This is a genomic window from Stenotrophomonas sp. K-6, from assembly GCF_056861555.1.
This window is the reverse complement of record NZ_JBSPUC010000003.1, coordinates 379,801-403,500: the sequence shown is the minus strand read 5'-3', so window position 1 is coordinate 403,500 and position 23,700 is coordinate 379,801. Positions and strand designations below refer to the sequence as shown.

The 23,700-nt window shown below is 63.2% G+C and carries 21 protein-coding genes; 11 read left to right on the top strand and 10 right to left on the bottom strand.

The features are described from left to right. Window positions 1–15: 15 nt before the first annotated feature. From AC13F7_RS12200 to AC13F7_RS12185, 4 genes are all read left to right on the top strand, one after another. Entirely contained in the window at window positions 16–2,253 is a 2,238-nt protein-coding gene (locus AC13F7_RS12200) for an ATP-binding protein (RefSeq protein WP_483000640.1), read from the top strand. Then, window positions 2,250–2,723 carry a response regulator gene (locus AC13F7_RS12195; protein ID WP_346470804.1) on the top strand — a complete coding sequence of 158 codons (474 nt, stop codon included), beginning with the start codon at window positions 2,250–2,252 and terminating at the stop codon, window positions 2,721–2,723. Before AC13F7_RS12200 ends, AC13F7_RS12195 begins: the two co-directional genes overlap by 4 nt. Window positions 2,724–2,754: 31 nt before the next feature. After that, on the top strand, window positions 2,755–5,139 hold the full coding sequence (locus AC13F7_RS12190) for a hybrid sensor histidine kinase/response regulator (RefSeq protein ID WP_483000638.1): 2,385 nt from the start codon (window positions 2,755–2,757) through the stop codon (window positions 5,137–5,139). Window positions 5,140–5,284: 145 nt separating this feature from the next. Further along, window positions 5,285–5,662 carry a response regulator gene (locus tag AC13F7_RS12185; protein WP_481469883.1) on the top strand — a complete coding sequence of 126 codons (378 nt, stop codon included), beginning with the start codon at window positions 5,285–5,287 and terminating at the stop codon, window positions 5,660–5,662. Here AC13F7_RS12185 and AC13F7_RS12180 read toward each other — a convergent pair. Then, window positions 5,659–8,553, bottom strand: coding sequence for a hybrid sensor histidine kinase/response regulator (locus AC13F7_RS12180; RefSeq protein WP_483000636.1), 2,895 nt, complete (start codon window positions 8,551–8,553; stop codon window positions 5,659–5,661). The genes AC13F7_RS12185 and AC13F7_RS12180 overlap by 4 nt on opposite strands. A 300-nt stretch (window positions 8,554–8,853) precedes the next feature. Here AC13F7_RS12180 and AC13F7_RS12175 point away from each other — a divergent pair, with 300 nt between their 5' ends. From AC13F7_RS12175 to AC13F7_RS12160, 4 genes are all read left to right on the top strand, one after another. After that, window positions 8,854–9,813: a cation diffusion facilitator family transporter gene (locus AC13F7_RS12175; RefSeq protein ID WP_483000634.1), complete on the top strand. Its 960-nt coding sequence runs from the start codon at window positions 8,854–8,856 to the stop codon at window positions 9,811–9,813. Window positions 9,814–9,889: 76 nt separating this feature from the next. Continuing rightward, complete coding sequence (locus AC13F7_RS12170) at window positions 9,890–10,150, top strand: hypothetical protein (RefSeq protein WP_481469832.1); 261 nt, start codon at window positions 9,890–9,892, stop codon at window positions 10,148–10,150. Window positions 10,151–10,189: 39 nt separating this feature from the next. Next, the gene (locus AC13F7_RS12165; RefSeq protein WP_483000631.1) at window positions 10,190–10,933 is read left to right on the top strand and encodes an SOS response-associated peptidase; all 744 of its coding nucleotides are present in this window, start codon (window positions 10,190–10,192) and stop codon (window positions 10,931–10,933) included. Window positions 10,934–11,080: 147 nt separating this feature from the next. Next, window positions 11,081–11,251: a CsbD family protein gene (locus AC13F7_RS12160; protein WP_019184192.1), complete on the top strand. Its 171-nt coding sequence runs from the start codon at window positions 11,081–11,083 to the stop codon at window positions 11,249–11,251. Window positions 11,252–11,339: 88 nt separating this feature from the next. Here the strand turns inward: AC13F7_RS12160 and AC13F7_RS12155 are convergent, their stop codons facing one another. Beyond that, entirely contained in the window at window positions 11,340–12,257 is a 918-nt protein-coding gene (locus tag AC13F7_RS12155; protein WP_483000629.1) for an NAD(P)/FAD-dependent oxidoreductase, read from the bottom strand. Between the two features lie 115 nt (window positions 12,258–12,372). Here AC13F7_RS12155 and AC13F7_RS12150 point away from each other — a divergent pair, with 115 nt between their 5' ends. Beyond that, complete coding sequence (locus AC13F7_RS12150; protein ID WP_483000625.1) at window positions 12,373–12,615, top strand: hypothetical protein; 243 nt, start codon at window positions 12,373–12,375, stop codon at window positions 12,613–12,615. Window positions 12,616–12,694: 79 nt separating this feature from the next. Further along, window positions 12,695–13,057: a hypothetical protein gene (locus tag AC13F7_RS12145; RefSeq protein ID WP_481469837.1), complete on the top strand. Its 363-nt coding sequence runs from the start codon at window positions 12,695–12,697 to the stop codon at window positions 13,055–13,057. Window positions 13,058–13,062: 5 nt separating this feature from the next. Here AC13F7_RS12145 and AC13F7_RS12140 read toward each other — a convergent pair whose 3' ends face one another. Together AC13F7_RS12140 and AC13F7_RS12135 are read right to left on the bottom strand one after the other, a co-directional pair. Beyond that, the gene (locus AC13F7_RS12140; RefSeq protein ID WP_483000622.1) at window positions 13,063–13,758 is read right to left on the bottom strand and encodes a thermonuclease family protein; all 696 of its coding nucleotides are present in this window, start codon (window positions 13,756–13,758) and stop codon (window positions 13,063–13,065) included. Window positions 13,759–13,833: 75 nt separating this feature from the next. Then, the gene (locus tag AC13F7_RS12135; protein ID WP_483000619.1) at window positions 13,834–15,078 is read right to left on the bottom strand and encodes an MFS transporter; all 1,245 of its coding nucleotides are present in this window, start codon (window positions 15,076–15,078) and stop codon (window positions 13,834–13,836) included. 98 nt (window positions 15,079–15,176) lie between these two features. Between AC13F7_RS12135 and AC13F7_RS12130 the strand changes: the two genes are divergently transcribed. After that, window positions 15,177–16,148 (top strand): AraC family transcriptional regulator, encoded by a 972-nt coding sequence (locus AC13F7_RS12130; RefSeq protein WP_483001033.1) that lies wholly within the window; start codon window positions 15,177–15,179, stop codon window positions 16,146–16,148. A gap of 370 nt (window positions 16,149–16,518) precedes the next feature. Here AC13F7_RS12130 and AC13F7_RS12125 read toward each other — a convergent pair whose 3' ends face one another. The 6 genes from AC13F7_RS12125 to AC13F7_RS12100 all read right to left on the bottom strand — a co-directional run bounded on the left by AC13F7_RS12125 (window position 16,519) and on the right by AC13F7_RS12100 (window position 23,464). Continuing rightward, window positions 16,519–17,070 (bottom strand): CPBP family intramembrane glutamic endopeptidase, encoded by a 552-nt coding sequence (locus tag AC13F7_RS12125; RefSeq protein ID WP_483001030.1) that lies wholly within the window; start codon window positions 17,068–17,070, stop codon window positions 16,519–16,521. 191 nt (window positions 17,071–17,261) lie between these two features. After that, window positions 17,262–18,059: a bifunctional hydroxymethylpyrimidine kinase/phosphomethylpyrimidine kinase gene (gene thiD / locus AC13F7_RS12120; protein WP_483000617.1), complete on the bottom strand. Its 798-nt coding sequence runs from the start codon at window positions 18,057–18,059 to the stop codon at window positions 17,262–17,264. A gap of 78 nt (window positions 18,060–18,137) precedes the next feature. Further along, entirely contained in the window at window positions 18,138–19,487 is a 1,350-nt protein-coding gene (locus AC13F7_RS12115) for an alpha/beta fold hydrolase (protein WP_483000615.1), read from the bottom strand. Window positions 19,488–19,592: 105 nt separating this feature from the next. Next, complete coding sequence (locus AC13F7_RS12110; RefSeq protein WP_481469849.1) at window positions 19,593–20,297, bottom strand: LytR/AlgR family response regulator transcription factor; 705 nt, start codon at window positions 20,295–20,297, stop codon at window positions 19,593–19,595. After that, window positions 20,294–21,415 (bottom strand): sensor histidine kinase, encoded by a 1,122-nt coding sequence (locus AC13F7_RS12105; RefSeq protein ID WP_483000611.1) that lies wholly within the window; start codon window positions 21,413–21,415, stop codon window positions 20,294–20,296. Before AC13F7_RS12105 ends, AC13F7_RS12110 begins: the two co-directional genes overlap by 4 nt. A gap of 456 nt (window positions 21,416–21,871) precedes the next feature. Then, window positions 21,872–23,464, bottom strand: a complete 1,593-nt coding sequence (locus AC13F7_RS12100; RefSeq protein ID WP_483000608.1) for a MobA/MobL family protein — start codon at window positions 23,462–23,464, stop codon at window positions 21,872–21,874. Window positions 23,465–23,700 lie beyond the last annotated feature (236 nt).

The following is a 23,700-nucleotide window of genomic DNA, read 5'->3' as shown; positions in this document are numbered from 1 at the left end:
ATCAGGAGTCAATGAATGTCCTCGAGGAATTCCGGCGCAAGCGCCTTGGATCTGTCCAGCTGCGCGCGTGAGCCGATACGGACCCCGGGGGCGATCCAGCCCTACGGACTGGTCCTGGTCCTCGATCAGGCGACCTTGACCGTCAACGCCCGTGCCGTTGCCCGGCCGGAGCTGCTGGAGCACCTGGGCGATCCGCTGGGCCAACCGCTGGATCACGTGCTGGACGGTACCCTTGCCCACTGCGGGCCGGTCCTGGCGGCGCTGCAGGACGGCGCCTCCCATTTCCTCGGCGCGTACCAGGTAGGGCGCGCGGGCAACCACCACACGGTGGCGCACCGGATCGGGACGGACATCATCGTGGAGCTCGAGGCGCCGGTCGCCGGCGAACCAGGCTCCCTGGAAGACCTGTACCCCTCGATCCGCCGCTTCATGGCCGCCATCGAGCACGCGCCGACGACCCAGGCATTGTGCGAACTCGCTGCCGCGCATATCCGCGAGCTGACCGGCTTCGACCGCACGATGATCTACCAGTTCGACACGGACTGGAACGGCGCCGTAGTGGCCGAAGACCGCAACACGGTGCTGCCCTCCTACCTCGACCTGCGCTTCCCCGAATCGGACATCCCCGCCCAGGCGCGCGAGCTGTACCGGCAGAACCGGGTCCGGCTGATCGCCGACAGCCATTACACCGCGGTGCCGCTTGTGCGTGTGCCGGCCTTCGCCGATGCCCCGCCGACCGATCTCGGCCCGGCGATGCTGCGCAGCGTCTCCACGGTCCACCTGCAGTACATGCGCAACATGGGCACCGGTGCATCGATGTCGGTCTCGGTGCTGTGCGAGGGTGAGCTGTGGGGTCTGATTTCCTGCCACAACCAGGTCGCGCGCCGGGTGCCCTACCACGTGCGCACGGCCTGCGAGTTCATCGGCCAGATCCTGTCGCTGCAGATCTCGGTGAAGCAGCGCGCGGTGCTGATCGAAGAACGCATCGCGCGCCGGGCGATCCAGGTCCGGCTGCTCGGGCGGATGGCCGGCGATACCGACTTCATGGCCGCGCTCGGCCGCGACCAGCAGAGCCTGCTCGCGCTGACCCAGTCCGCGGGTGCGGCGATCGTGCACCGTGGCGAGTGCATCCTGCATGGCGAGTGCCCGAGCCAGCGCCAGGTGATGCAGCTGGTGCAGTGGCTGACCGCGCAGCAGATCGAGGGCGACATCTTCTGCACCGACACGTTGCCACAGGACTGGAAGGAGGCCGAGGCCTTCGCCGGTGTGGCCAGTGGCGTGCTGGCCATCTCGATCTCGCAGATCCACGACAGCTTCGTGATCTGGTTCCGGCCGGAGGTGGTCCGTACCGTGCGATGGGGCGGCGACCCGCGCAAGGAAGAGACCGGTCAGCCGCTGTCGCCGCGCACCTCCTTCGAGGGCTGGAAGCAGACCGTGCGCCAACAGTCGCTTCCCTGGAACGATGTGGACCGCGATGCCTCGCTGGAGCTGCGCGCGGCGATCGTGGACATCGTGCTGCGCAAGGCCGAAGAAATGGCCGCGTTGAACGAACAGCTGCTGCGCAGCAACAAGGAGCTCGAAGCGTTTTCCTATTCGGTGAGCCATGACCTGCGTGCGCCCTTCCGCCACATCGTGGGCTACTCGGAGCTGTTGTGGTCCTCGGCCGGCGAGAGGTTGAACGATTCAGAAAAGAGATTCCTCGAGACCATCGTGGAGTCGGCAAAATCAGCGGGAACGCTGGTGGATGACCTGCTCAGCTTCTCGCAGATGGGCCGCTCGACGATGGGCCAGATCGCGATGGACATGACCGCCCTGGTGGATGACGTGCGCCACAAGCTCGACATGGAATACACCGGCCGCGCCATCGACTGGCAGATCGCGGGCCTGCCCAAGGTGCTGGCCGACCCCGGCATGCTGCGGCTGGTCTGGCAGAACCTGCTGGCCAACGCGATCAAGTTCACCCGGGACACGGCCGAGCCACGCATCCAGATCGGGCACGAACGCAACGACACGGAGGACATCTTCTTCGTGAAAGACAACGGCTGCGGTTTCGACATGCGCTATGTGGACAAGCTGTTTGGCGTGTTCCAGCGGCTGCATCACGTCGATGAGTACGAAGGCACCGGCATCGGCCTGGCCAACGTGCACCGCATCATCACCCGCCATGGCGGCCGGACCTGGGCCGAAGGCCAGGTTGGCGCTGGCGCGACCTTCTATTTCACCATCCCCTTTGTTACTGGAGACCACCTATGAGAGATCTGCGACCGATCCTGCTCGTAGAAGACAACCCGAATGACGCAGAATTGACCATGGCAGCGCTTGCACGCTGCCAGCTGCTCAATGATGTGACCCATGTGCGCGACGGCGTGGAAGCGCTGGAGTATCTCCGCTGCCAGGGTCGTTATGAAGGCGCCATGCACGGCGGGCCCGTGGTCGTGCTGCTGGATCTGAAGCTGCCCAAGCTCAATGGCCTGGAAGTGCTCAAGGAAATCCGCACCGACCGCGCGCTGAGCAGCACCCCGGTGGTGATGCTGACCTCCTCACGCGAAGAGCAGGACCTGATCCGCAGCTATGAGCTCGGTGTCAACGCGTTCGTGGTCAAGCCGGTGGACTTCAAGGAGTTCCTCGAGGCCATCCAGGGCTTGGGCATGTTCTGGGGCATCACCAACCAGCCCCCGCCCCACGGCACTCTGTTTGGCGGGAAGAGTAGACAAGATGGCTGAGGCTGCCACAACAAAGACCATCAGGATTCTGATGGTCGAAGACAGTGCGCTGGATGCCGAGCTGATCACGGCCCAGCTGCGACGCGCCGGCCTGCCCTTCACCTTCGAACGGACCTGGTCCCACGATGGTCTGGTCCAGGCGCTGGCCGCTGGCGGCTTCGATGTGATCCTGGCCGATCACGTCCTGCCCGGGTTCGACGGCGATGCCGCGCTCGCCCTGGCCAGTGAGTTGGCCCCCGAGATTCCCTTCATTTTCGTTTCCGGCACGCTCAGTGAAGAGCTTGCCGTCAAAGCCCTCAAGCGAGGTGCCCGCGACTACGTGGTCAAGTCGCGTCTGCAGCGCCTGCCCGATGCCGTGGTCCGGGCCATCCATGAAGCTGACGAGCGCCGCCGCCTGCAGCGCGTGGAGGCCGAGCTGCACGACAGCCACCAGCGGCTGCGGCTGATCACCGATTCATTGCCCGCGCTGATCGCCTACTTCGGGCACGACCACCGCTTCCGCTTTGCCAACAATGCCTACGTGGAATGGCATGGCCTGACGCCGGACAGCCTGGTCGGCAGGCATACCCGCGAAATCATCGGCGAGGAAAGCTTCACCGAGGTGCAGCGTCACCTGGAGCGCGTCCTGGGCGGGGAGAAAGTCAGCTTCGAAATGCTGTCCCGTCGCAGCATTGGCGAGTCACGCCACGCCCAGATCGACTGCGTCCCCGAGCTGGCGCCGGATGGGTCGGTGCTGGGGTATTACGCCATGGCACGCGATATCAGCGAGCTCAAACTGGCGCAGTCGCTGTTGACCGCCAGCAATGCCTCGCTCGAGCGCCAGGTGGGTGAGCGCACCGCCGAACTGCATCGCAGCGAGAGCCGCCTGCAAGCCCTGTTCGAGTCCAGCTTCCAGCACCAGAATCTGCTGAGTCTGGACGGGCGCATCATCGACACCAACTCCGCCTCGTTGGCTGCCATCCTGGCCGACAAGGAGGACGTCCGTGACGCCGTGTACTGCGAGTCGGCGTGGTTCGCCGATACCCCCGGCATACCCCAGGTCGTCTGCGCGGCCGTTGATCAGGCGGCGGCGGGCACTGCCTCCCGGCATGAGCTCGAACTGCGCCTGCCGACCGGCAAACGCGCCTTCGAGTTTTCCTTCCGGCCATTGCTCGATCACAACGGCCAGATCACCGCCGTGGTGTCTGAAGCGGTGGAAACCACGGCCCGTCGCCAGGCCGAAGAGGCGCTGCGGCAGAGCCAGAAGATCGAGGCGGTCGGCCAGCTGACCGGCGGCATCGCGCACGACTTCAACAACATCCTGACCGTCATCGCCGGAAACATCGAGTACGCCAAGATGTTGACCGACCGGCTGGGCGACACGGCCGGCAATTCGTCGCGCTCGCTGGACAATGCGATGAAGGGCGTGATGCGCGCGGCCAACGTCACCCAGCGCTTGCTGGCGTTTTCGCGCCGGCAGCCGCTGAAGAACATGCCGGTGGATCTCAACGAGCAGCTGCGTGGCATGCAGGACATGCTGCAGCGCTCGTTGGGCGAGCTGGTTCAGATCGAGATGGTGTACAGCCCGGATATCTGGTGCGTGGAGATCGACCCCAGCCAGCTGGAGGCCTCCGTCCTCAACCTGGCGGTCAATGCACGCGATGCGATGCCCGAGGGCGGCCGCCTCACCATCGAGGTCGACAATATCCATCTGGACGAGGATTACGCCGCGCAGCATCCGGACGTGCCCGCCGGCCAGTACGCCATGGTCCGGGTCCGCGACTCCGGCCAAGGCATGTCGGCCGAGGTGATGACACGGGTGTTCGAGCCGTTCTTCACCACCAAGGAAGTCGGCCGCGGTACCGGGCTGGGGTTGTCGATGGTATACGGCTTTGCCAAGCAGTCCGGCGGCCATGTGCTGCTGGATTCGACCGAGGGCGCCGGCACCACGATCACCCTGCTGTTCCCGCGCTCGGCTGCGGCGCTGCCCAGCGAGCGCCTCGCCGACGAGCAGGCGCTGAACGCCTACGAGGCACAGGACGAGACGACCGTTCTGGTGGCCGAGGACAACGACGATGTGCGTGCCTACACCGTAGAGACGCTGCGCCAGCTCGGCTACCGCGTATTGGAGGCCCACGATGGCCCCTCCGCACTGCGCCTGCTCGAACGCCCGGAAGCCGAGGTGGACCTGCTGTTCTCGGACATCGTGATGCCGGGCATGTCCGGCTGGGCGCTGGCCAAGCAGGCACTGGGCCAACAGCCCGGCCTCCGGGTACTGTTCACCTCGGGCTATCCCCGCGATATCGAGGCCAGTGGCGCGGTCGGCCGGAACATCGCCATCCTGCCAAAACCCTTTACCCGTACCGACCTGGCACGCTCGATCCTCGGCGCGCTTCGCGAGGATGGCGGCGCCCCTTCGGGCAATGCGCTGAATTGAGCGGTGTGTGGGAGCTGCCGACGGGGGCAGCTTCCTGGGACTCATGACGCCGATCTGCCGCGCGGTGCACGGCGGGCTAACAGGCGCGGGCGCTAAGGTGGACCTCCACGCAGACCACTGCATGCCACGAGGACGCTTGACCGCGATGACCGTTGTGACAGACCACCCGCGATGCCGCGTGCTTCTGGTCGAAGACGATGCACCCATCCGGGAGATGACCAAGGACATCCTCAACGAAGACGGCTTTGATGTCCTGGATGTTGGCGATGCCGAAACGGCGCTGGGGTGTCTGAAGCAAGGACCGTTCGATCTGCTCGTCTCCGATGTCGGGCTCCCCGGCATGGATGGCCGCGACCTGGCCACGCTCGCTACCACGCTCCACCCGGCCATGCCGATCCTGCTGGTCACCGGCTACGCCGGTCAGGCGGGTGCCCGCCCCGACTTCCTGGCCTGCGGCATCAAGCTGCTGCGCAAGCCGTTCACGCTCAGCCAATTGCTCAGTACCGTGCGGGCGCTCGTCTAGGCGCCCGGAATGCGTTCTGCGCCGGCAGCAGACAGCAATGCACGCGCCCTGCGCTCCAGTTCGGTAGTGGTGAACGGCTTGGTGAGCACCTCCATGCCCTCCTCCAACTGCCCCGCGCCTACGGCCGCCGACGCCGCATAGCCGGTAATGAACAACACGGGCAGCCCCGGGCGAACCTGACGCCCGGCATCAGCGACCTGACGACCGTTCAACCCACCTGTCAGACCGACATCGGTGATCAGCAGATCGATGGTCTCCTCCGAGCGCAGCACCTCGATCGCCTGCCCGCCCTCCGGTGCCTGCAGGACCCGATACCCGGCCCCACCCAGCACCTCGGTCAGCAGCGCACGGATCGCCTCCTCGTCCTCGACGACCAGAATCGTCCCGACGCTCGGCGACATTCCTGAATTCACATCCTGTGTGCGTTCCTCTGCCGTCTCATCCACCGCTTCACCAAGGAACCGCGGCAGATACAGCTCCACGGTCGTGCCCTGCCCGACCTGAGAATCGATCCGCACCTGCCCGCCGGATTGCCGGGTGAACCCGTAGATCATCGACAACCCCAACCCGGTGCCCTGGCCGATCGGCTTGGTGGTGAAGAACGGCTCGAACACCTTTTCGATGACCGCCGCGTCCATTCCCGTACCGGCATCTTTCACTGCCAGGCGGATGTAGTCACCCGGCGGTGTATCCAGCGCTGCCGCTGCCGCCCCCCGCACCGTGACGTTCGCAGTACTGATGATGAGCGGCCCGCCGTCAGGCATGGCATCACGCGCGTTGATGCACAGGTTCAACAACGCATTCTCCATCTGTGGCACATCGACCAGCACCGCCCAGGGATCGGAATCCAACTGCGTGGAGATCGAGATCGAGGGCCCCAGCGTTCGGGAAATGATATCCAGCATGCCGCGCACCATCGCATCGGCCACCACCGCCGTCGGCGCCAGCGTCTGCCGGCGTGAGAAGGCCAGCAGACGCTGGGTGAGCGCGGTGGCGCGCGAGGCACTGGACTGCGCCATCTCCAGGTAGCGCCCCACATCGTCATAACGCCGCTGATCGATACGCAGCTCAAGCAGTTCCAGGCCCACCGAGATGGCGGTCAGCAGATTGTTGAAGTCATGCGCCAGGCCGCCGGTCAACTGGCCGACCGCCTCCATCTTCTGGCTTTGCCGCAACCGCTCCTCGGCCACCTGCAGCTCGGCGCTGCGGGCCTGCACGCGCTCTTCCAGGGTCAAGGTCAGCTCACGCAGTTGTTCCTCGGCCAGGCGACGCTCGGTCACATCGGCGGCGGTGCCGAACCACTCGGTTACATCGCCCGCAGCATCCAGCAAAGGTACCGCCCGCATCTGCACCCAGCCCACGCTGCCGTCCGCGCGCAACGTGCGGTGTTCCAGTTCCAGCGGCTGACGATGCTCCATCGCACGTGCGATTGCCTGCTCCAGCAGGCGCATGTCATCCGGATGGACATACTTGTCCCGCCAATCGGTGATCGCCGGGAAACCTTCACTGGCCGGCTCCTCGCCCGTGGCCAGGATCTGCCGCATCTCACGCCAGTCGGCGGTGACCGCATACAGCGACTCGGAGGACGCACTCACCAGCGCGCCCAGGCGGCGCTCGCTGTGTACCAGCGCGGCACTGGCCCGTTGTTCCTCGGTGCGGTCGCCCAACACCTTGACGAAACCCAGCACTGCGCCATCTTCGCCGCGCAGCACGGTCATCGCGCCATTGGCCCAGAAACGCTCCCCGGACCGGCGCATCAACCAACGCTCGCCGCTGACACCGCCCGATTCGATCGAGACGACGCGATTGTGATGGAGGCGCCCGGCCTGGATGTCCTCCGGTGTATAGATCACCTCGACGTTCTGGCCCAGCATCTCGGCTTCGGTCCAACCGAAGATGTGCTCGGCACCCGCGTTCCAGAGGGTCACCCTGCCCTCCAGATCGGAGGCCACGATCGCGTAGTCCTTGGCACTGTCGATGATCTGGCGATTGCGGGCCTCCACCCGCCGCATCGAGCGCTGCAGCTCGATGTGCGAGGTGACGTCCAGGCCCTGCACGAAGACACCGGCGGTGCTGCCATCCTCGCCGGCCACCGGCTGGAACACGATGTCCAGCATGCGCCTGGCCGACGACGGATCGGATGGGAAGGGCGCGTCGTACACCACTTCGTTGCCGATGTACGGCTTGCCGGTGCGATACACCTCATCCAGGATCGGCAGAAAGCCCTGCTCGACGATCTCCGGCAGCGCCTCGCGAATCGATTTGCCAAGCACGTGGCGGTTGCCTACCAGCCGCTCGTAACCGGGATTGGCCAGCTCCACGCGATGCTCAGGCCCACTCAGGAACGCCATGAACATCGGCGACTTGTCGAACAGTGCGATGAGACGCTCGTTCTCACGGGCCAGGCGCTGCTGGGCCACGATGATGTCGGTGACCTCGTTGGTCACGCAGAACGCACCGCCTACGCTGCCGTCGTCCAGATAGATCGGCGAGAAGGAAAAGGTCCACCAGGTATCTTCCGGCTCACCGCGGCGGCTCATGGAAATGGGCAGGTTCTCGTAGCGCGACGCGCTGCCCGCAAATGCCGCCTCGATCGGGACTCGCACCGCATCCCAGGCATCGGCCCACAGCTGCCTCAGCGGGGCGCCCAGCGCTCCCTCCAATCGAGGGCCCAGAATCGGGCTGTAGGCGTCGTTGAAGAAGAACGTCAGGTCCTCGCCCCAGACCACATACATGCTCTCGGGCGAGGCCAGGATCAGGTTGATGGCGTTGCGAAGCGCCCCGGGCCAGGTTTCGATTGGCCCTACGGGCGTGGCCTGCCAATCAAATGCCCGCACCTGCTCGGCCAGCGGACCGGTGCCGCCCGGAAAACGCCCTTCCCGTCCGCTCACGCAGACCCCCACGGCATCGGCGGTATGCGCGCACCGCGCACCGGCGCGACAGAGAAGGGACGGACAGACATCATCGGGGCACCAGAGCTTGAACGGAAGGCATTGCAGAGCGCGGGACGTAGCGGCGGGCAGCGGGCGGCCGACCGTAACGGAGGAGCAATCTACGCCACCGCCTGCAATTCTGCGTCAACGCGGTGGCCGGTGGAATCCCCGCGCCGATGCCCGTGCGGCCACGGCCTGCACGCGGCCCGGACAGCCGGTTGAGGATGATGCGCTTCTCCCCCTCCCCTGCGCTCCGCCATGGCCAAGCCAACCGGCTCCCGTCTCGTCATCTACGCCGCCCTCGCCGGCAACCTGGCCATCGCCATCGCCAAGTTCATCGCCGCCGGCATCTCGGGCAGTTCAGCGATGCTCAGCGAAGGCGTCCACTCGCTGGTGGACACCATCAACGAGCTGCTGCTGTTGTACGGCCTGCGGCGGGCCGAGCAGAAACCCGATACCACCCATCCGTTCGGCTACGGGCGTGAGCTGTACTTCTGGAGCTTCATCGTCGCGCTGCTGGTGTTTGCCGCGGGTGCGGGCGTTTCGGCCTATGAAGGCATCCAGCACATCCGCAACCCGGAGCCAGCCACCAATCACCTGATCAGCTACGTCGTGCTGGGCGTTTCCCTCGTGTTCGAGGGCGCCTCCTGGTGGATCGCGCTGCGCGAGTTCCGCGCCACCAAAGGCGCGATGGGTTACTTCGAGGCCTTCCGCCGCAGCAAGGATCCGTCCACCTTCACGGTGTTGCTGGAGGACAGCGCGGCCCTGCTCGGCCTGGGCTTCGCACTGATCGGCCTGCTGGCCGCGCAACTGCTGGACATGCCGATCCTGGATGGCGTGGCCTCGCTGTGCATTGCCGGCGTGCTGGCCGTCACCGCCTTCCTGCTGGCGCGCGAAACCAAGGGCCTGCTGGTGGGCGAGCCTGCGCACCCCAGCGTGGCCAAGCGCATCCTCGCCGTGGCCACCGGGGATGCCGATCTGCGCCGCGCCAATGGTGTGACCACCATGCAGATGGGCCCGGACCAGGTGGTCGCGATGCTGAGCGCGGAGTTCGAGGATGATCGGACGACGCCGCAGATCGAGGCGTGCATCACGCGTATCGAAAAGGCGGTGAAAGCGGAGTATCCGGAACTGGTGGCACTGTTCGTGAAGCCGCAGACGCCGGAGGTGTTCCAGGCGCGCAAGGCGGCGTTGGGGGATCCCCACTCTCCAAGCTGAAACGCACGAACACCAGCACGACACCATCACAGCCGCCGGTGGATGCTCACTCCACCCCACTCCCTCAGGACCAACGATGCCCCATGCACGTCCCTTCGTTGTCCATGCCTTCGAGGCCGCCTACTCCTACGCAGGCGCGGTCGAACGCATCATCGCGCTGACCGTCGAATGTGGCCCCTGCGGCACCACCTCCTCGGCCGATGCCAGCCTGATCCACCTGCCCGGCGGCGCGCTGTTCCGCTGCCATCACTGTGGCTCGCACCAGGCGATCAGCCACGCACGGCTGGATGCCTGCAACGACATGGCGCCGCAGACTTCCAGCGTCGCCCTGCTCTGAGCGAAGCGGCCCCGGAATCCGGGGCCATGAGCCAACGCCATGCGCCGTTTTGCACAAGCCATTGCTGACACAGAGTCGCTTCCTGAGGGACTCCCGAGGGCGCTTGCCCGCGCTCTGGCGACCGCGCCAGACCACTACAACATCGCCAAAGGCGGCGTCGCCGCGCTGATCGCACGTGACCACGATGGGACGATCGTGGTGGCGGACATGGTGTGGGGCTTGGTGCCACGCTGGTCGAAGGAACCCGCCACCCCGTACACGACGGTCACCGCGCGCCTTGATCGCGCGCCGCGAAGCAGGATCTTCGCGCAGGCATGGGCGCAGCGCCCCTGCGTGCTGCCCATCACCGGCTACTACAAATGGGACAGGGAGCGCCGGCCACCCTGGCCACTGTTCGTGCAGCGCAAGGACGGCCTGGCCCTGCTCGCAGCGGGGCTGTGGGAGCACTGGGAAAACGAAGATGGCCAGCAGCTGGACAGCTTTACGGTGTTGACCGGACCGAACAACGCGATCCCCTCCCCACTTACACCGGACGGACCGATATTCATCGCGCCAGCCACCGCACTGGAGTGGTTGAGTGGCGCCTTCAAGACACCTGTGGCATTACGTGCCCACGCATCCACCCCAGCGCTGGAGGCCTATCCGGTCAGCCGCGCATTCCGTGATCCTTCGCGCGACGATTACACGCTGTTGGAGCCTGTCGATCCGGACGCCGCCGCAGCTATCGCCGAACCGCAGCAATGGGATGGTGATGGATGGGATGAGCGCGATGCGGATGAGTGACGTGCAGCGCATGTGAGCATCAACCTTTCCCGCGCTTGAACAGATTCCGCGGTCCCAGCGAATTTCACCTTCGCGCCACTGCGCTCGCGTCAGGGTGGAGATGCCCGGCAACACGGGCCCTCTCTCTAACCAATCGTGGAGTCAACCATGGACAAGAATCGCACTGAAGGCGCCAAGAACCAGGTCAAGGGCACTGTAAAGGAAGTCGTCGGCAAGGTCACCGGCGACAAGACGAAAGAAGTGGAAGGCAAGATCCAGAAGGGTGTTGGCGAAGTCCAAAGCGACGTAGGCAAGGCGCGCGACGACGCACGCCGTTGATGCTTGATCCCGCGGCTCTCTGACCCGTTCAGGGCAGAGAGCGGCAGGAAGGCGGCAAGCTCTGGGGTGTCATTGAGGCAGCAATCGTCTACTCAAGCAGACCCATCAACGAGTGGTGTACGGCTACGCCAGCCAACGCGCCCTCACCGACGGCCAATGCGATGCTCCCAGCCATTCGCGCGGCATCGCCGCAGGCAAACACACCCGGCACGGTTGTCTGCTTGGCGGAATCGGTCGTGATGCATCCGCCATCCTTCAACTCGCAACCGAGTTGGTCGGCCAGGTGACTGGACAGCCGGGAGTGCGGAGAAATGAACAGCGCATCTACGCCCACGCGGCGTCCATCGGCCAGCACGACGGTCGAGGTGTCTTCCACGGCACGCACGTGGGTCGATTCGATCACTACCCCGCTTTCTTCCAGCCGGACACGCTGCGCCGCATCGATCTGCGCCGACGCTCGGCTGCAGAAGAGCGTGATCTGACCCCAGTCGCTCAGCAGCAGCGCCTGCGCTGCGCCGCCATCCTTGGCGCACCCGATGACGCCGATCCGCCCTTCGAACACTTCATAGCCATGGCAGTACGGGCAGTGGAAGACACTTCGGCCCCAACGCTCGCCGATGCCCTCGATTTCGGGCAGATCGTCGCTCACGCCGTGCGCCAGGATCAGTCGATCAGCCCGAATCGTCTGCCCCTCCTCCGTGTTGATCTGGAAGGCCCCGCTGCCTTCGACCGCCGCGCCCCGCAGGGCCTTGCCGGCCAACCACGTCAGCGTGGGGTAGCGCAGCAGTTCGTCGCGGGCCTGGGAGGCGATGTCCGCCGGCGCCAGCCCCTCCCGCCCCAGAAAGCCATGGGCCACCTTCGCATTGCGGTTACGCGGTTGCCCGGCGTCGATAATCACTACCCTTCGCCGGGCACGGACCAGTTGCAACGCCGCGGACATGCCCGCGTAGCTGCCGCCGATGATGGCGACGTCGTATGTCTCGTTTTCAGTCGCACGTATCGGCATGGGAGTTCCAGGTATCGGTTCGGGGGATGGCTTGAACAGGCATCATGCGCCTGCCGGCGAGTGGGCGCATGACAGAGAGTGTGTGGTGCAAGCCCGCCGCCCGCGCGGGATGGGAATGCGTGTTCATGCAGCGAGCGACCAGAACCCCTGTGCACGGCTGGCGGGTTACATCGTTGATCGCACGACCGGCCAGTCTCTGGACACCTACACCGAACGCCGTATCTTCAAGCCACCCGGCATGAACAGCATTGTCTTCTTCACCAATACGTCTGGAGCTGAGACCGAGAAGGCCTATGTCGCCATTCTCAAGGCGCTGTTCGAGCAAGCAGAGGCACTTCGCCAGGGGCAACACGAGTAAGGCGTTGCGCTCGGTCTGAATGACTCACGCACCGTCAACGCGACAATGGCATCCTGCATGTTCGTGCGGGAGCCCAACGATGCAGATGACCGGAAATTCCATTGCTGCCACTGCTGTCACGCTGAAGGTCGGCGTGGTGTTCTGGGTACTGGTGGCCTGGCGGACACCTGGCGGCGAGCCTTGGGATGCGCCTGCGTTCTGGACCGTCGTCTATCCCATCGCACTGGCCATTGCCGCAGTGCTTGGTGCCTGTTTTCCCCGTAAAGCATGGCTATGGGGATTGTTGTTCATGGTGCTGCAGGTGCCAGTGGTGGCCGTGATGTCGGGCGTTGGCCCGTTGTTGCTGGCCGGACTGGTGTATGCGCTGGTGCTGGCGTTACCTGCGATGGCGATCGCGTGGGCGTCTGGCTTGCTGCGTAAACGCCTGCATGGGAGGGCTTGAGAAGCTCATCGCTTCGCCGGCTGCCACCCCGCTCGCAGTGCATCCGCAGGGCTGCAGAACATGCGCTCGCCGCGGCTCAGGTCGATGCTCGTGCGTTCGTAGTCCCGCTGGCCTGGCACGTGGTAGATCCTCCTGCCTTCGCGGGAGATGTTGCCCTTGATGCGACATCCTCCCGGCGCCGGCGGCGAAGCCACCGGGGATTGTCGTGCCGTCTGCTCACGCCTGCTGCGACGATAGTCAGCTGGCATCTGGAATGGCCCCTGCCAGAGATTCCGCTGGTGCTGGCGCGCGTCGCCTTCGTCTGCGATGAATGCCGTCGCGTACTGGCGATACGCGACCGCCCAACCGGCGCGCACCATCCGCCGATTGACCGACTGCCCTTGGACAAAGCACTCCGCCACCACTCGGCCGTAGCGGTCCGTGTCTTTCGGCCGGCAACGAACGGTTTTATCCAGCACATAGCCATCCAGGGCAGCCGCGGACCGTCGGCCACAAGGCCATGGACGTCCGTCGTTGCTGGTGCATTGCTGGGCGCTTTCCGGCGCATCAATGCCCCACAGGCGGATGCGCTGCTTGGCGATGGTGAGCGTGTCCCCGTCAGTCACCGTCGCGCGGCCGACCAGCTCTGCTGCCACACCAGGAACCGACGCCAACACCAAAAACAACACCACAAGACCTTTCAACACCATCAACAACAACATCCTCTAAGCGCATGCTCGGGTGCGAGCGCCAGTTCAACGGGGTGCGACACTCTAGCGGAAGTGGTCGGCTGTCGGCTAAATATGAAACGCTGGACCTGCCGACAACGTCGGCGGGCTCACCCTGACCCTCAGCGCGATGAGCAGGCTGGCGAGCAGCATTACTGCCGCGGCAACGGTGAGGACGGCAACGATGCCTCCCATCCCGAACACCAAGCCGCCCAAGGCGGCGCCCGCTGCGATGGAGGACTGCACTGCAGCGACCACCATCCCGCCGGCACTCTCGGCCTGATCGGGCACCGCGCGCGCGACCCAGCTCGACCAGGCAACGGGCACGCCACCGAAGGCCAGGCCCCAGAGCGCGACCAGGATCGCCAGCCCGCCGACGCCCACCGGCAACAGGAGCATGCCGAGCGCGGCTGCGCCAACCAAGGCAGGCATGATCACCAACGTGACTTTCAGACTGCGCTCCATGAGCCAGCCCGCCAGGAGTGTGCCGACAAAGTTCGCCACACCGAATCCGAGCAGAATCAGCGCGAGGCCATCAGCGCTCATCTGCCCCAGGCTCTCCAACGTGGGGCGGATGTAAGTAAAGAGCGAGTACTGACCGGTGTGCGCCAGAACGCAGCCCAGCATTCCGACCGCGATGCCTGGCCGGCGCAACAGGCCCACCACCGACTCTGGGAGCGCCGCCTTGCGTGGCGCCATACGGGGCAGCGTGAACCACTGGAACGCAAACGTGAGTCCACCCACCGCCGTCGCCGCCCAGAAGGCGCTGCGCCAGCCCAGCAATCCTCCCAGGTAGCTCCCCAAAGGAACCGACACCACCGTGCCGACCGCAATCCCGCTGAAGATGATGGACAGCGCGCGAGGCACGCGCTGTGGCGGCACCAACCGCATGGCCACGGCCGCTGCCATGCTCCAGAAGCCGCCCAGCGCCACGCCCAGAAGGACGCGCATCACCAGGAGGACGCCCATGCTGGAAGACAGCGCCACCAAGGCGTTGGAGAGGATCATCAGACCCGTGAAACTCAACAGCACCAGGCGCCTATCGATCGAACGGGTCAGCCGTGGCACAAGCAGGCCGGCGAACAGGGCCACGACAGCGGTGACCGTCACTGCTTGACCGGCCAGCGCCTCCGATACCCCCAGGTCCGCCGCCATAGGCGTCAACAGGCTGGCAGGCAGATACTCCGCCGTGAGCAGCCCAAAGACGCCCATGGCCAGCGAAAACACCGCCACCCAGGCTGATGAAGACGGCTCTCCGCTGCCCCTCTCCACAGAATCAGGCGCGTTCGCGGCGTCAACTACGTTATTGCTCATCAAAGATCCCAGTGCGTTCGTGCAGCCGAGAGTCTAGGGAGCCAGATCAGGATGATCTATGATTGTCCAACCTGTATTTTTGATCGAAACCCCGGGCCATCTCCATAAGCCACGCTCCACCCCAGTCCACCGACCTGATCAGCGAGCTGCTGACCGGCATGCGGCTGCATGGCGTTCAATACCGACGCATCCAGACCGGGCCGACCTTTGGGCTTGGATTTCCACCGAAGCCGGGCCATGCCTACTTCCATTACCTGGCAGTGGGCACTGCGATTCTTCGTGGCGCGGACGGCAGCCAACACGTTCTCTCCGCCGGGGATGTCGTGCTTCTTCCCCGCGGAGAAGGCCACACATTGATCTCGGGCGAGGACCATCCCGTCCAGTGCCTGGAAACGATAGTCGCAGCCCCACTGGGTGAGGCAGTGAGCGGGATAGACACGTGCCCGAGTACACATGCCGTGCCAAGCGCAGTGCTGTTCCACGGATGCATGCTGTTCGATCTGGGGGGCATGCAAGGGTTGAGCAAGTTGATGCCGGCCGTGATGTTGGCTGATGGCAACGCCACTGCCTTCCCTGGGCTGCTGCCGATGGTCGACGCGATGAAGCGCGAGGTGTGCTCCGGACGCATTGGCTATGCAGGCATACTCGCGCGGCTGGCGGATGCCGTCGCCGCCATGATCGTGCGTGACTGGGTTGAGCGCGGTTGCGACGGCGCATCCGGCCTGGTCATGGCAATGCGCGACCCTCGTCTGTCGCTGTCGTTGCTTGCGCTGCACAGAGACCCTGGGCGTGACTGGACTGTCGAAGCGCTGGCTGCAGAATCAAACACCTCGCGTTCGGTCTTTGCAGACCGGTTCCAGAGTGTGATTGGAACCGCGCCTCTGCGATACGTGACTGAGCTGCGAATGCAATTGGCGAGTCAGTGGCTGAGCCAGCAAAGCCTATCCATCGAGGTGGTGGCAGAGCGTCTTGGGTACGCGTCGCAGGCGGCTTTCAGTCGCGCTTACAAGCGGGTTATGGGGCAGTCTCCTGGCGCGACTCGGCGCGGGCGCGCCTTGGCCTCAGCATAGGGGGAGCCAGTCCTTCCTTCGAACATCGCCTCGCGCTTCGCGGCTCATCGCCGCTGCGCCGTCGGTGCTTGGCCCGCCTTGAGCTTGGGTCAGCCGCAGACCGAGGTCGGCCGCTGCTGCGCCTGATTCTGCTTCAGGCACCTACACTTCAGTCGGGCACCATGCCTTCGCCTGAGGAGAGCCACAGGATGCAAAAACTTCCGAGTTCCATCTCGACCGTCGGCATCCCCTCTGACCCCTGCACGCCGTCTCGTGACTTAAGGGAGCCCTGCCCCATCCCCAAATCGGGAAAACGGCCATCAAGAGCCAAACGCGCCTGTCAACGCGTGCCACCCGAAGGTGGTGCCTCGGTCAACAGCAGTCAACTGGATCAGTACCAACCAAGGTAGAGCGTCGCCACTCCCCACGTATCGATCAAGCCGTGCGCCAACACGAGCGACCAGAGGTTGCGCCCAGATCGAAGGTAGGCAAACCCAAAAAGTGCACCGACCAGACCCGTCACGACGATCCCCGACAGCCCTTGATTTGCATGCATGAGGCCGAAGACCAGTCCGCCCATCAACGACGCGGGATAGATCCGACCAGGCACCTCACCGAATAGCGCGTGAAGCTGGTGCATGAGGAACGCGCGAAAGACGAGTTCCTCGCCGATTGCCGCGCTAAGCCAAGCGCCGGCAACAAGCGTCATTGCAGCGGGCAAATTGCCAAGCAACGGTCCGTAGCCGCTGTAGTCGGCCTTCGTGTCCGTCAGATGATCCACGAGGGGTTGAATGAGCGGGTCGACAAGGCCCACGACAATCCCGACCACCAGGGCCATCCACGCCAGCGTTTGGCCGAGTGATCGCCGTTGCAGCCCGCAGGACGACGGTGAGCGAATCTCCATCCAAACGAACGTGATGCCTAGCAGACCGACCAAGGGCATGCGCCAAGGGAATGGGAGCCACGGGAAATATGCCAATGCAAGCACACATGCCACCAGCAACAGCCTGATCGGCATTGCTATCCGGACGTGCGGGCGTGAGGGCACTTTCGAGTCAGAGGTGGTCTGCATAGGGGATTGTTGGTGTCAAAGGTCAGTCATCACCTTGGGAGCGGTCTCGGTCCTTGCAGCGACTAACGCCACAAGGCGTGGAAGTGGTGGACAGGACCCTGACCCTGGCCTACGTCGAGCTTCTCAGCTGCGTTTATCGCACCACTTAGGTAGGCCTTTGCCTCCCCAACTGCATCGACTACGGGCATTTTGGGGATCAACGCGGCAAGTGCCGCAGATAGCGTGCAGCCGGTTCCATGCGTGTTGCGCGTGCCGATCCTCGGTGCGTTGAAGGTCCACCTCCCTCCATGTCCGGCCAGCAGGTCGGTGCTCTCAGCACCCTTCAGGTGTCCACCCTTCAACAGCACCCACTCGCTCCCAAGCTTCATCATTGCCTCCAGGGTTTGATGCATCTGCTCAATGCTGGCGGCCTCTGGCACACCAAGCAAATCGCTGGCCTCGGGCAAGTTGGGAGTGACGATCGTGCATAGCGGAAGCAGCTCATCCCTCAGCACTGCAACCGCGTCTTCCTCCAAGAGGCGGTCACCACTTTTGGCCACCATCACTGGATCCAGAACAATAGGGCACGTGGCACGCTCACGGAGCGTCCTGGCAATAGCACGGGCAACGCCCGCATTGGCAACCATGCCAATTTTGATTGCATCCACGCGCACATCATCGAAGACAGCCTCAAGCTGCGCTTCCACGAAATCGGGGTCAAGTGCTACAAATCGCCAGACACCTTGGGTGTTTTGGGCGACAACGGCAGCAATGACAGTCATGCCATAGGCACCCAGCGCTGAGAACGCCTTAAGGTCTGCTTGAATGCCGGCGCCGCCGGTGGGGTCTGTTCCTGCAATGCTCAAAACGTTGGGGATCACGCATTCCTCCAAAATCCGGTCAACCGCAGAGCCGGAGAGCTTAGCGCTCGGCCTGCGCAGGGTGAACTGCCAATTCGTTCACTTCGACGAGGGGAGCGAGTCACGGTCACTTTTCAGTGCCGCTCGCAGGAACCGGATGACAGCCGCCCCACCTTCGCGATCCGCGCGCGCATAGCCCTCCGGAGTGCCGCCCACTTTGAGGTAAGGACCCAGGTCGTGTCGATACGTGGTTGGCTGCCAGAACAGGGAGATCAAGTGCCCGGCATCACTGAAATAGACGATCTCGTCGGACTTATCACGATGATGCTTCGCCAGATACCGACTCGCCACCGCCGCCATCTCACCAGAGAGACCAAGCCGGTCGTCTCCAGCCGCTACGAGCATGAGCGGGCCGTTGATCTTATCGATCGGCAACATGGCATATTTCAATGCCGACTGCGCCGTAGCGTCTTCCTCATCAAGCCATCGCGAATCCTCCATATACGGCAGGAAGGGCAGATCCTTCCCCTTCAAGGTCAGACCGGGCTCATCGACCGCACGGAAATCGGCTGGTGCGATATCTCGCCGTATGCCTCGGAAGGGGGCAGGACTTCCCACTATCGAGACCACGGCGCGTAGGCGCTGGTCATGCGACGCGGCCGCCATGGCAATGGTGCCGCCCCAAGACCCTCCCAACACACCTATTCCAGACGCGTCGACGTAGCGTTGCTCTTGCAGCCAATCCACAGCCACCGACACAGGATCAATCGGAACGCGCACGAGGTCCTTAGGCAAGCCAGGCATGCGGTAGTAGGCCACTGACATGGCCAAGAACCCATGAGAGGCAAGCCACGCGGCATACATGTTTGCGCTCTCAATACCACCCTCGGAGCCACCGAGCGTAATGACAACGGGATGACGGCGGCCGTCTGTCAGCGCCCCTCTAGGTGCATAGATGTTGGCGACCAGGCCAGGAGACTCCACAGTGAACGCGGAAACCTCTTCGCCGTCGATCCAGCGGCGGAGTTCGACGGTTTGCGCGACGTTTCCTTCAATAACCATTTCGAGCGTGAAGATCGCAGGCTCGAATCGCAGGTCTCCATCCCTCCTTTTGATGGGGAAAGGCGAGGGTTTTCCTGGACCGTCCGGCTTCATCGACCAGAACAGTCCCGCCTGATCGATTCCCGTATAGCTGCCCGCCTCGGCGGCCGTCGTCGAGGGGTCAACCCTGCCTTCCAGATCCGCTCGATAAACCGCGTTGGAGCGCCAGTTGGTGCCTTTTGAGTCACGCATGGCCAGCCTTAGCTCAACGACATCCGTGGGCCGCATGCCTGAGACAGACACCCCCAGTGGCGCGTCAGCTCGACTGTCTGCCGAGATGATGTTCAGCGTCGCGGCATAACTATCGGCGCAAGCCAAAAGAAGCGAAAGGAGGGCGAATCGACGCATCGAGGTGGCGCTCTGAGGGAGACCTCAAAGCTTGCGGGCAGGACGCATTCCTGAGACGGACTTTGGCGTGAGCCGTGCTCTACGTGGCGCCAATCGTGCAGACATCTACGGCAATCGCGGCAAACTGGCTTCAAGTTGTGTTCGGAACTGTCTACTGACCCGAAGGATCGTGCCGTCAATGAGTTCCAGGAGAGCGTCCTGGTTGCGTGCGGGACGAAGTGCCGCAATGCGTCTTACATTCACCACTGAAGATCGGTGGATACGGAGGAACCCGCTCGGCTCCAACGCCTCCGCAAGACTTGCCATGCTATCGCGGCGCAGATACGTGTCCTTTCCCACATGGATGCAAACGTAATGGCCAGCTACGTCAACATAGTCAATGTCTGCCGGCAACAGATAGACCGTCCGATCGCCCGATTGAACCGCTAGACGCACGGCGCGTTCGACCTTTCCCTCCAGGCGCTCCCGGACACGGCGCATGGCCAATTGCAACCGGTGTGGATCCACCGGCTTCAGCAAGTAATCCAACGCCCCTGTCTCGAAGGCGCGAACAGCGTGTGCACTGTAAGCAGTGATGAAGACGATGTGCGGCACCAGTTCCTCAAGATGCCGCACAAGATCCAAACCACTGCCATCCGGCAGCCCGATATCTAGAAGAACGAGATCGATATCACCAACCTTGGCGCGCTCAAGCGCAGCTTCCAATGTTGATGCCTCCCCTACGACCGTGACGTCAGGCTCGCTTGCCAGCAACCGAATGACTCGCTCTCGCGCAAGAGTAATGTCGTCAACAATCAGTGTACGAATCATGGTTGATCGTGTTCCATCAGCGGGAGACGGATCGAAGCAACAAACCGATTCTTCCCAGACTGGGTCGTCAAGGATGCCCCAGCCCCATGCGCCAGTATCAATCTCTTCCTGAGGTGGTCCAAGCCAATGCCCAGACCGCCAGATGAGCGCCCATTAACAGAGTTCACCACACTGATGACAAGATCCCCATCTTGAAGGGTGGCCCCAATGTTGATCTCGACGGCCCCGTCAGTATCCGCGCCGTGTTGGATGGCATTCTCTAAAAGCGGCTGCAAGACCATCAAGGGGACGGACGCATCCCAGGCACCAGGCTCGATCTCCGCAACGAACGTGATGTTGCCGGACAGCACCTGATGCAACTCGATGAATTCAGCGCATGCCCCAATCTCGTCCCTCAAAGCCACCGCAGGCGCGCTTTCCAGCAGCGCTCGAAGCAAGTTTGCAACATGACCCAAGGCCCGGTCAGCTTTGGGAGCATCACGATATCCAAGCTCACCGATGGCATTGAGTGCGTTGAAGATGAAGTGCTGGTGTAACCGTGATCTCAGTGCTTCTTCGTTCAACCGCGCCAGAAGCCTCTCTCGCTCGCTTTTCAGGGCCGTATGGGCCAACAGCTGCCCTACCCCCATGACAGCCAGGTAAAGCGGTATGGCAAATAGAGCGGTGGCGACCAAAGCACGCTGGCTGCTGCGCAGCTCCAACTGCCCTTGCCCAGCAAGTCCGAGCATATTTAAGACGCCATGCCCCAATCCCCAACCCGCCCCTGTTAGAAAGGGAATCGCTAGAAGACCGAATAATGCAACCCAAATCAGGTGGTAAGCAGTCCGACCAGTTCCGATGATCCATCGTCCTGACAGACCGAGCAGCATGGGGGTGGCCAATGCCCATGGCGTGTAGCTGCCGGCGAGAAACAAGAAGGCATGCAGGAAATCCGAAGCCTCCGGCGTACCCGCTGAGGGGGCAGTCAAGACGACGGCAGGTGTGTAGGCAAACGCGAGCACGAGCCAAGACAGCCCAACCCAATGCCCCCGAACTCTCAAAATGGAGCGATTGCGCGTCATCCGGGCGCTTAAAGGCGTAGAGATGGTGTTCGACCTGATGAAAGGAGGTGCGGGCATCGAATCATCCGGCCCACTTTCTACTCCCTTAGACAGACTGCAAGAGCAAGCCGCAGCTCAACAAGGAGAGCCTTGGCGAGTCCTTACCACCGCAAAAGTGCCCACCTGGTAGCTTGCCGACGGCGGTGAGCCGAGAGCGGGCATCTGGCTAAAAGGACACATCAAACGTTCTTATTTAGAATCAGTGACTACATGATTGGCGGAGAGAGTGGGAATAAACGTGCCGACTCTTAAGCCGTTGATATGCCTACAGAACTCAAATCGGACTGTGTCCTGGTGAGTGTCCTTCAAGTCTACGATCTGGGCACCCGCCAAGCAACATTAGCCCCACCGAGTCTTATGTCCATGGGCAGCGGGATGATCGCTCTTGGTTCCCATTGTCGAGCGCCGCTAGTCACTCAGCACAAGTCTGCGCGTTCAGTATGGTGCGTTCAGACAGTCGCGTGCGTCCCCCATTTAAGCCTTGGGTCGAGCAGGGCGTGGGCGAAGATCAAGCTGGCCATTGGAATGAACGCCGTTCCGGGCGTCACCCTCGCCTAGGTTGATGCCTGAGCTCCTTGCACGGGGTCCCTTTATGCCAAATCTTCGCTCAAGGTGGTTGCCCGCTTCCACCATCTGCTCGCGAGCCTGATTGATCGCTTCCGCTTGAAGCGCCCCTGCGCGCTTGGAAATGTGCGCCTTGGCACGGAAGTAGCGCTGCTTGGCACGAGCAGCTTCGCGAGATGTGGGCGTAGCGTCATACTCGGACAGCTTAGCCCGAGCCGATAGGTAGGCCATGCGGGCACGCTGAGGCCTCACGACCGCATGCGCGTAGCTCATCACCGCCAGCGCCAAACGTTCAGTGTCCTCATACAAGAACGAACTGGTCGCATAGGCGTCGACTCGTCGACACATGAGTGTGGTGTAGGCTTTTTGAAACTGTGGTTCGATCTGGATGCCGCCCACGCTTCTAAGCATATCAAGCGAGTCTTGCGCAGCTTGGCGCTGGCTCTCCAACCATTGTTCGACAAGCTCTGCTTCGGCGTTAAGAACCTCCGCGTCTTGCCCAGTCGCCCGTGCCAAACGCATAACCCGGCTGATGCGTCGCGTAATCCCCACTGGAACGGCAGTGGGCATAATCCGTGCACCAGTCGGTCTCGCTATGCCTGCGGTGTTTCCTCTGCCTGGCGTCCCCTCCGGTAGGGCCGCCTGTTCGCGCGCACGGTCCGCCAACGCGGCCTGGTGGGAGTGTCCTTCGGGAACGCCATGCGTCAAGGTGGTTGTTTGCAAGCGCCGGCTAATAATCCGCTCCACGAAGCTCCCTGCTGCAAGCGCGTGTTCCACACCCAACTTACTGACCTGGCGCATCATCTCGGTCCGGGTCTTGCCCATATGCTTCGTTGGAGGACGGCTGAACTCTTTGGCTCGCGCGAAATCTTGCTTCAATGCCGCTTCCCGCGCTTGAGCCCTTAGGGATCGGTGGTCTACTCGATCCGTGCCACCTGCGCGCTCTAAGTGCGCGTTGATGACCCCTTCAATGGCTTTTCGAAGTTCCCGAATAGCCTTGGCGCCGCCGCCCTGGCGCGAGTCAAACGCCATGCCGGCGCGCTCGCCGAGTCCTTTAGAGCCGACCTGTCGCGCCGACATCAACAAGTGCACATGGTGATTACGCTGATCGCCTTCTTTGGAGGGGGCGTGAATGGCAACCAAGACTGCCACTTGATAGCGGTCCACCATGAGCTGCTCCAGATCCAGCGCAAGGGCCTTGCGTTGCGCGTCTGACAGGCTGTGGGGCAAAGCGACCTCGACCTCACGGCAAACGCGGGCGTTAGCACGTGTTTCGGCTGCTTCGTTGGCGTCCCAGAACTTTTGAGGGTCGTAGCACCAGCTTGGGGCCCCAATTGGCGCGAGCATCTGGTGGTGAGCAACGCCATGACGATGAGAGTAGCGGTGGTAAAGACCAGTGGCGTTGTCGACGAGATCAAACCCGGCACGATAGGCAGCAGCGGCGACAGACGATTCGCCTTTGCCACGCGAGAATGATTTGAGTGTTGCGTGATAAATAGCCATTTTTTTAGCGCTCCTGTGGATGACACCCCCAACTAAACGCGCGACTTCTCTTCGTCTAGTGCAAACGGTCAACTGCGTGAGCGAGCTCTAGCTCACACTTTCCTCTGCGACTCGATTGGTCTGCCTGCCTGGCCATTTGACCCCGTCAAATGCGAGCGCGTCAGCGATCGGCCAAACCCTGGCAGGCCGCACGGTTTACGCGAAGCGAAAACCATAAGTGCGGTTTTGACTTCCTG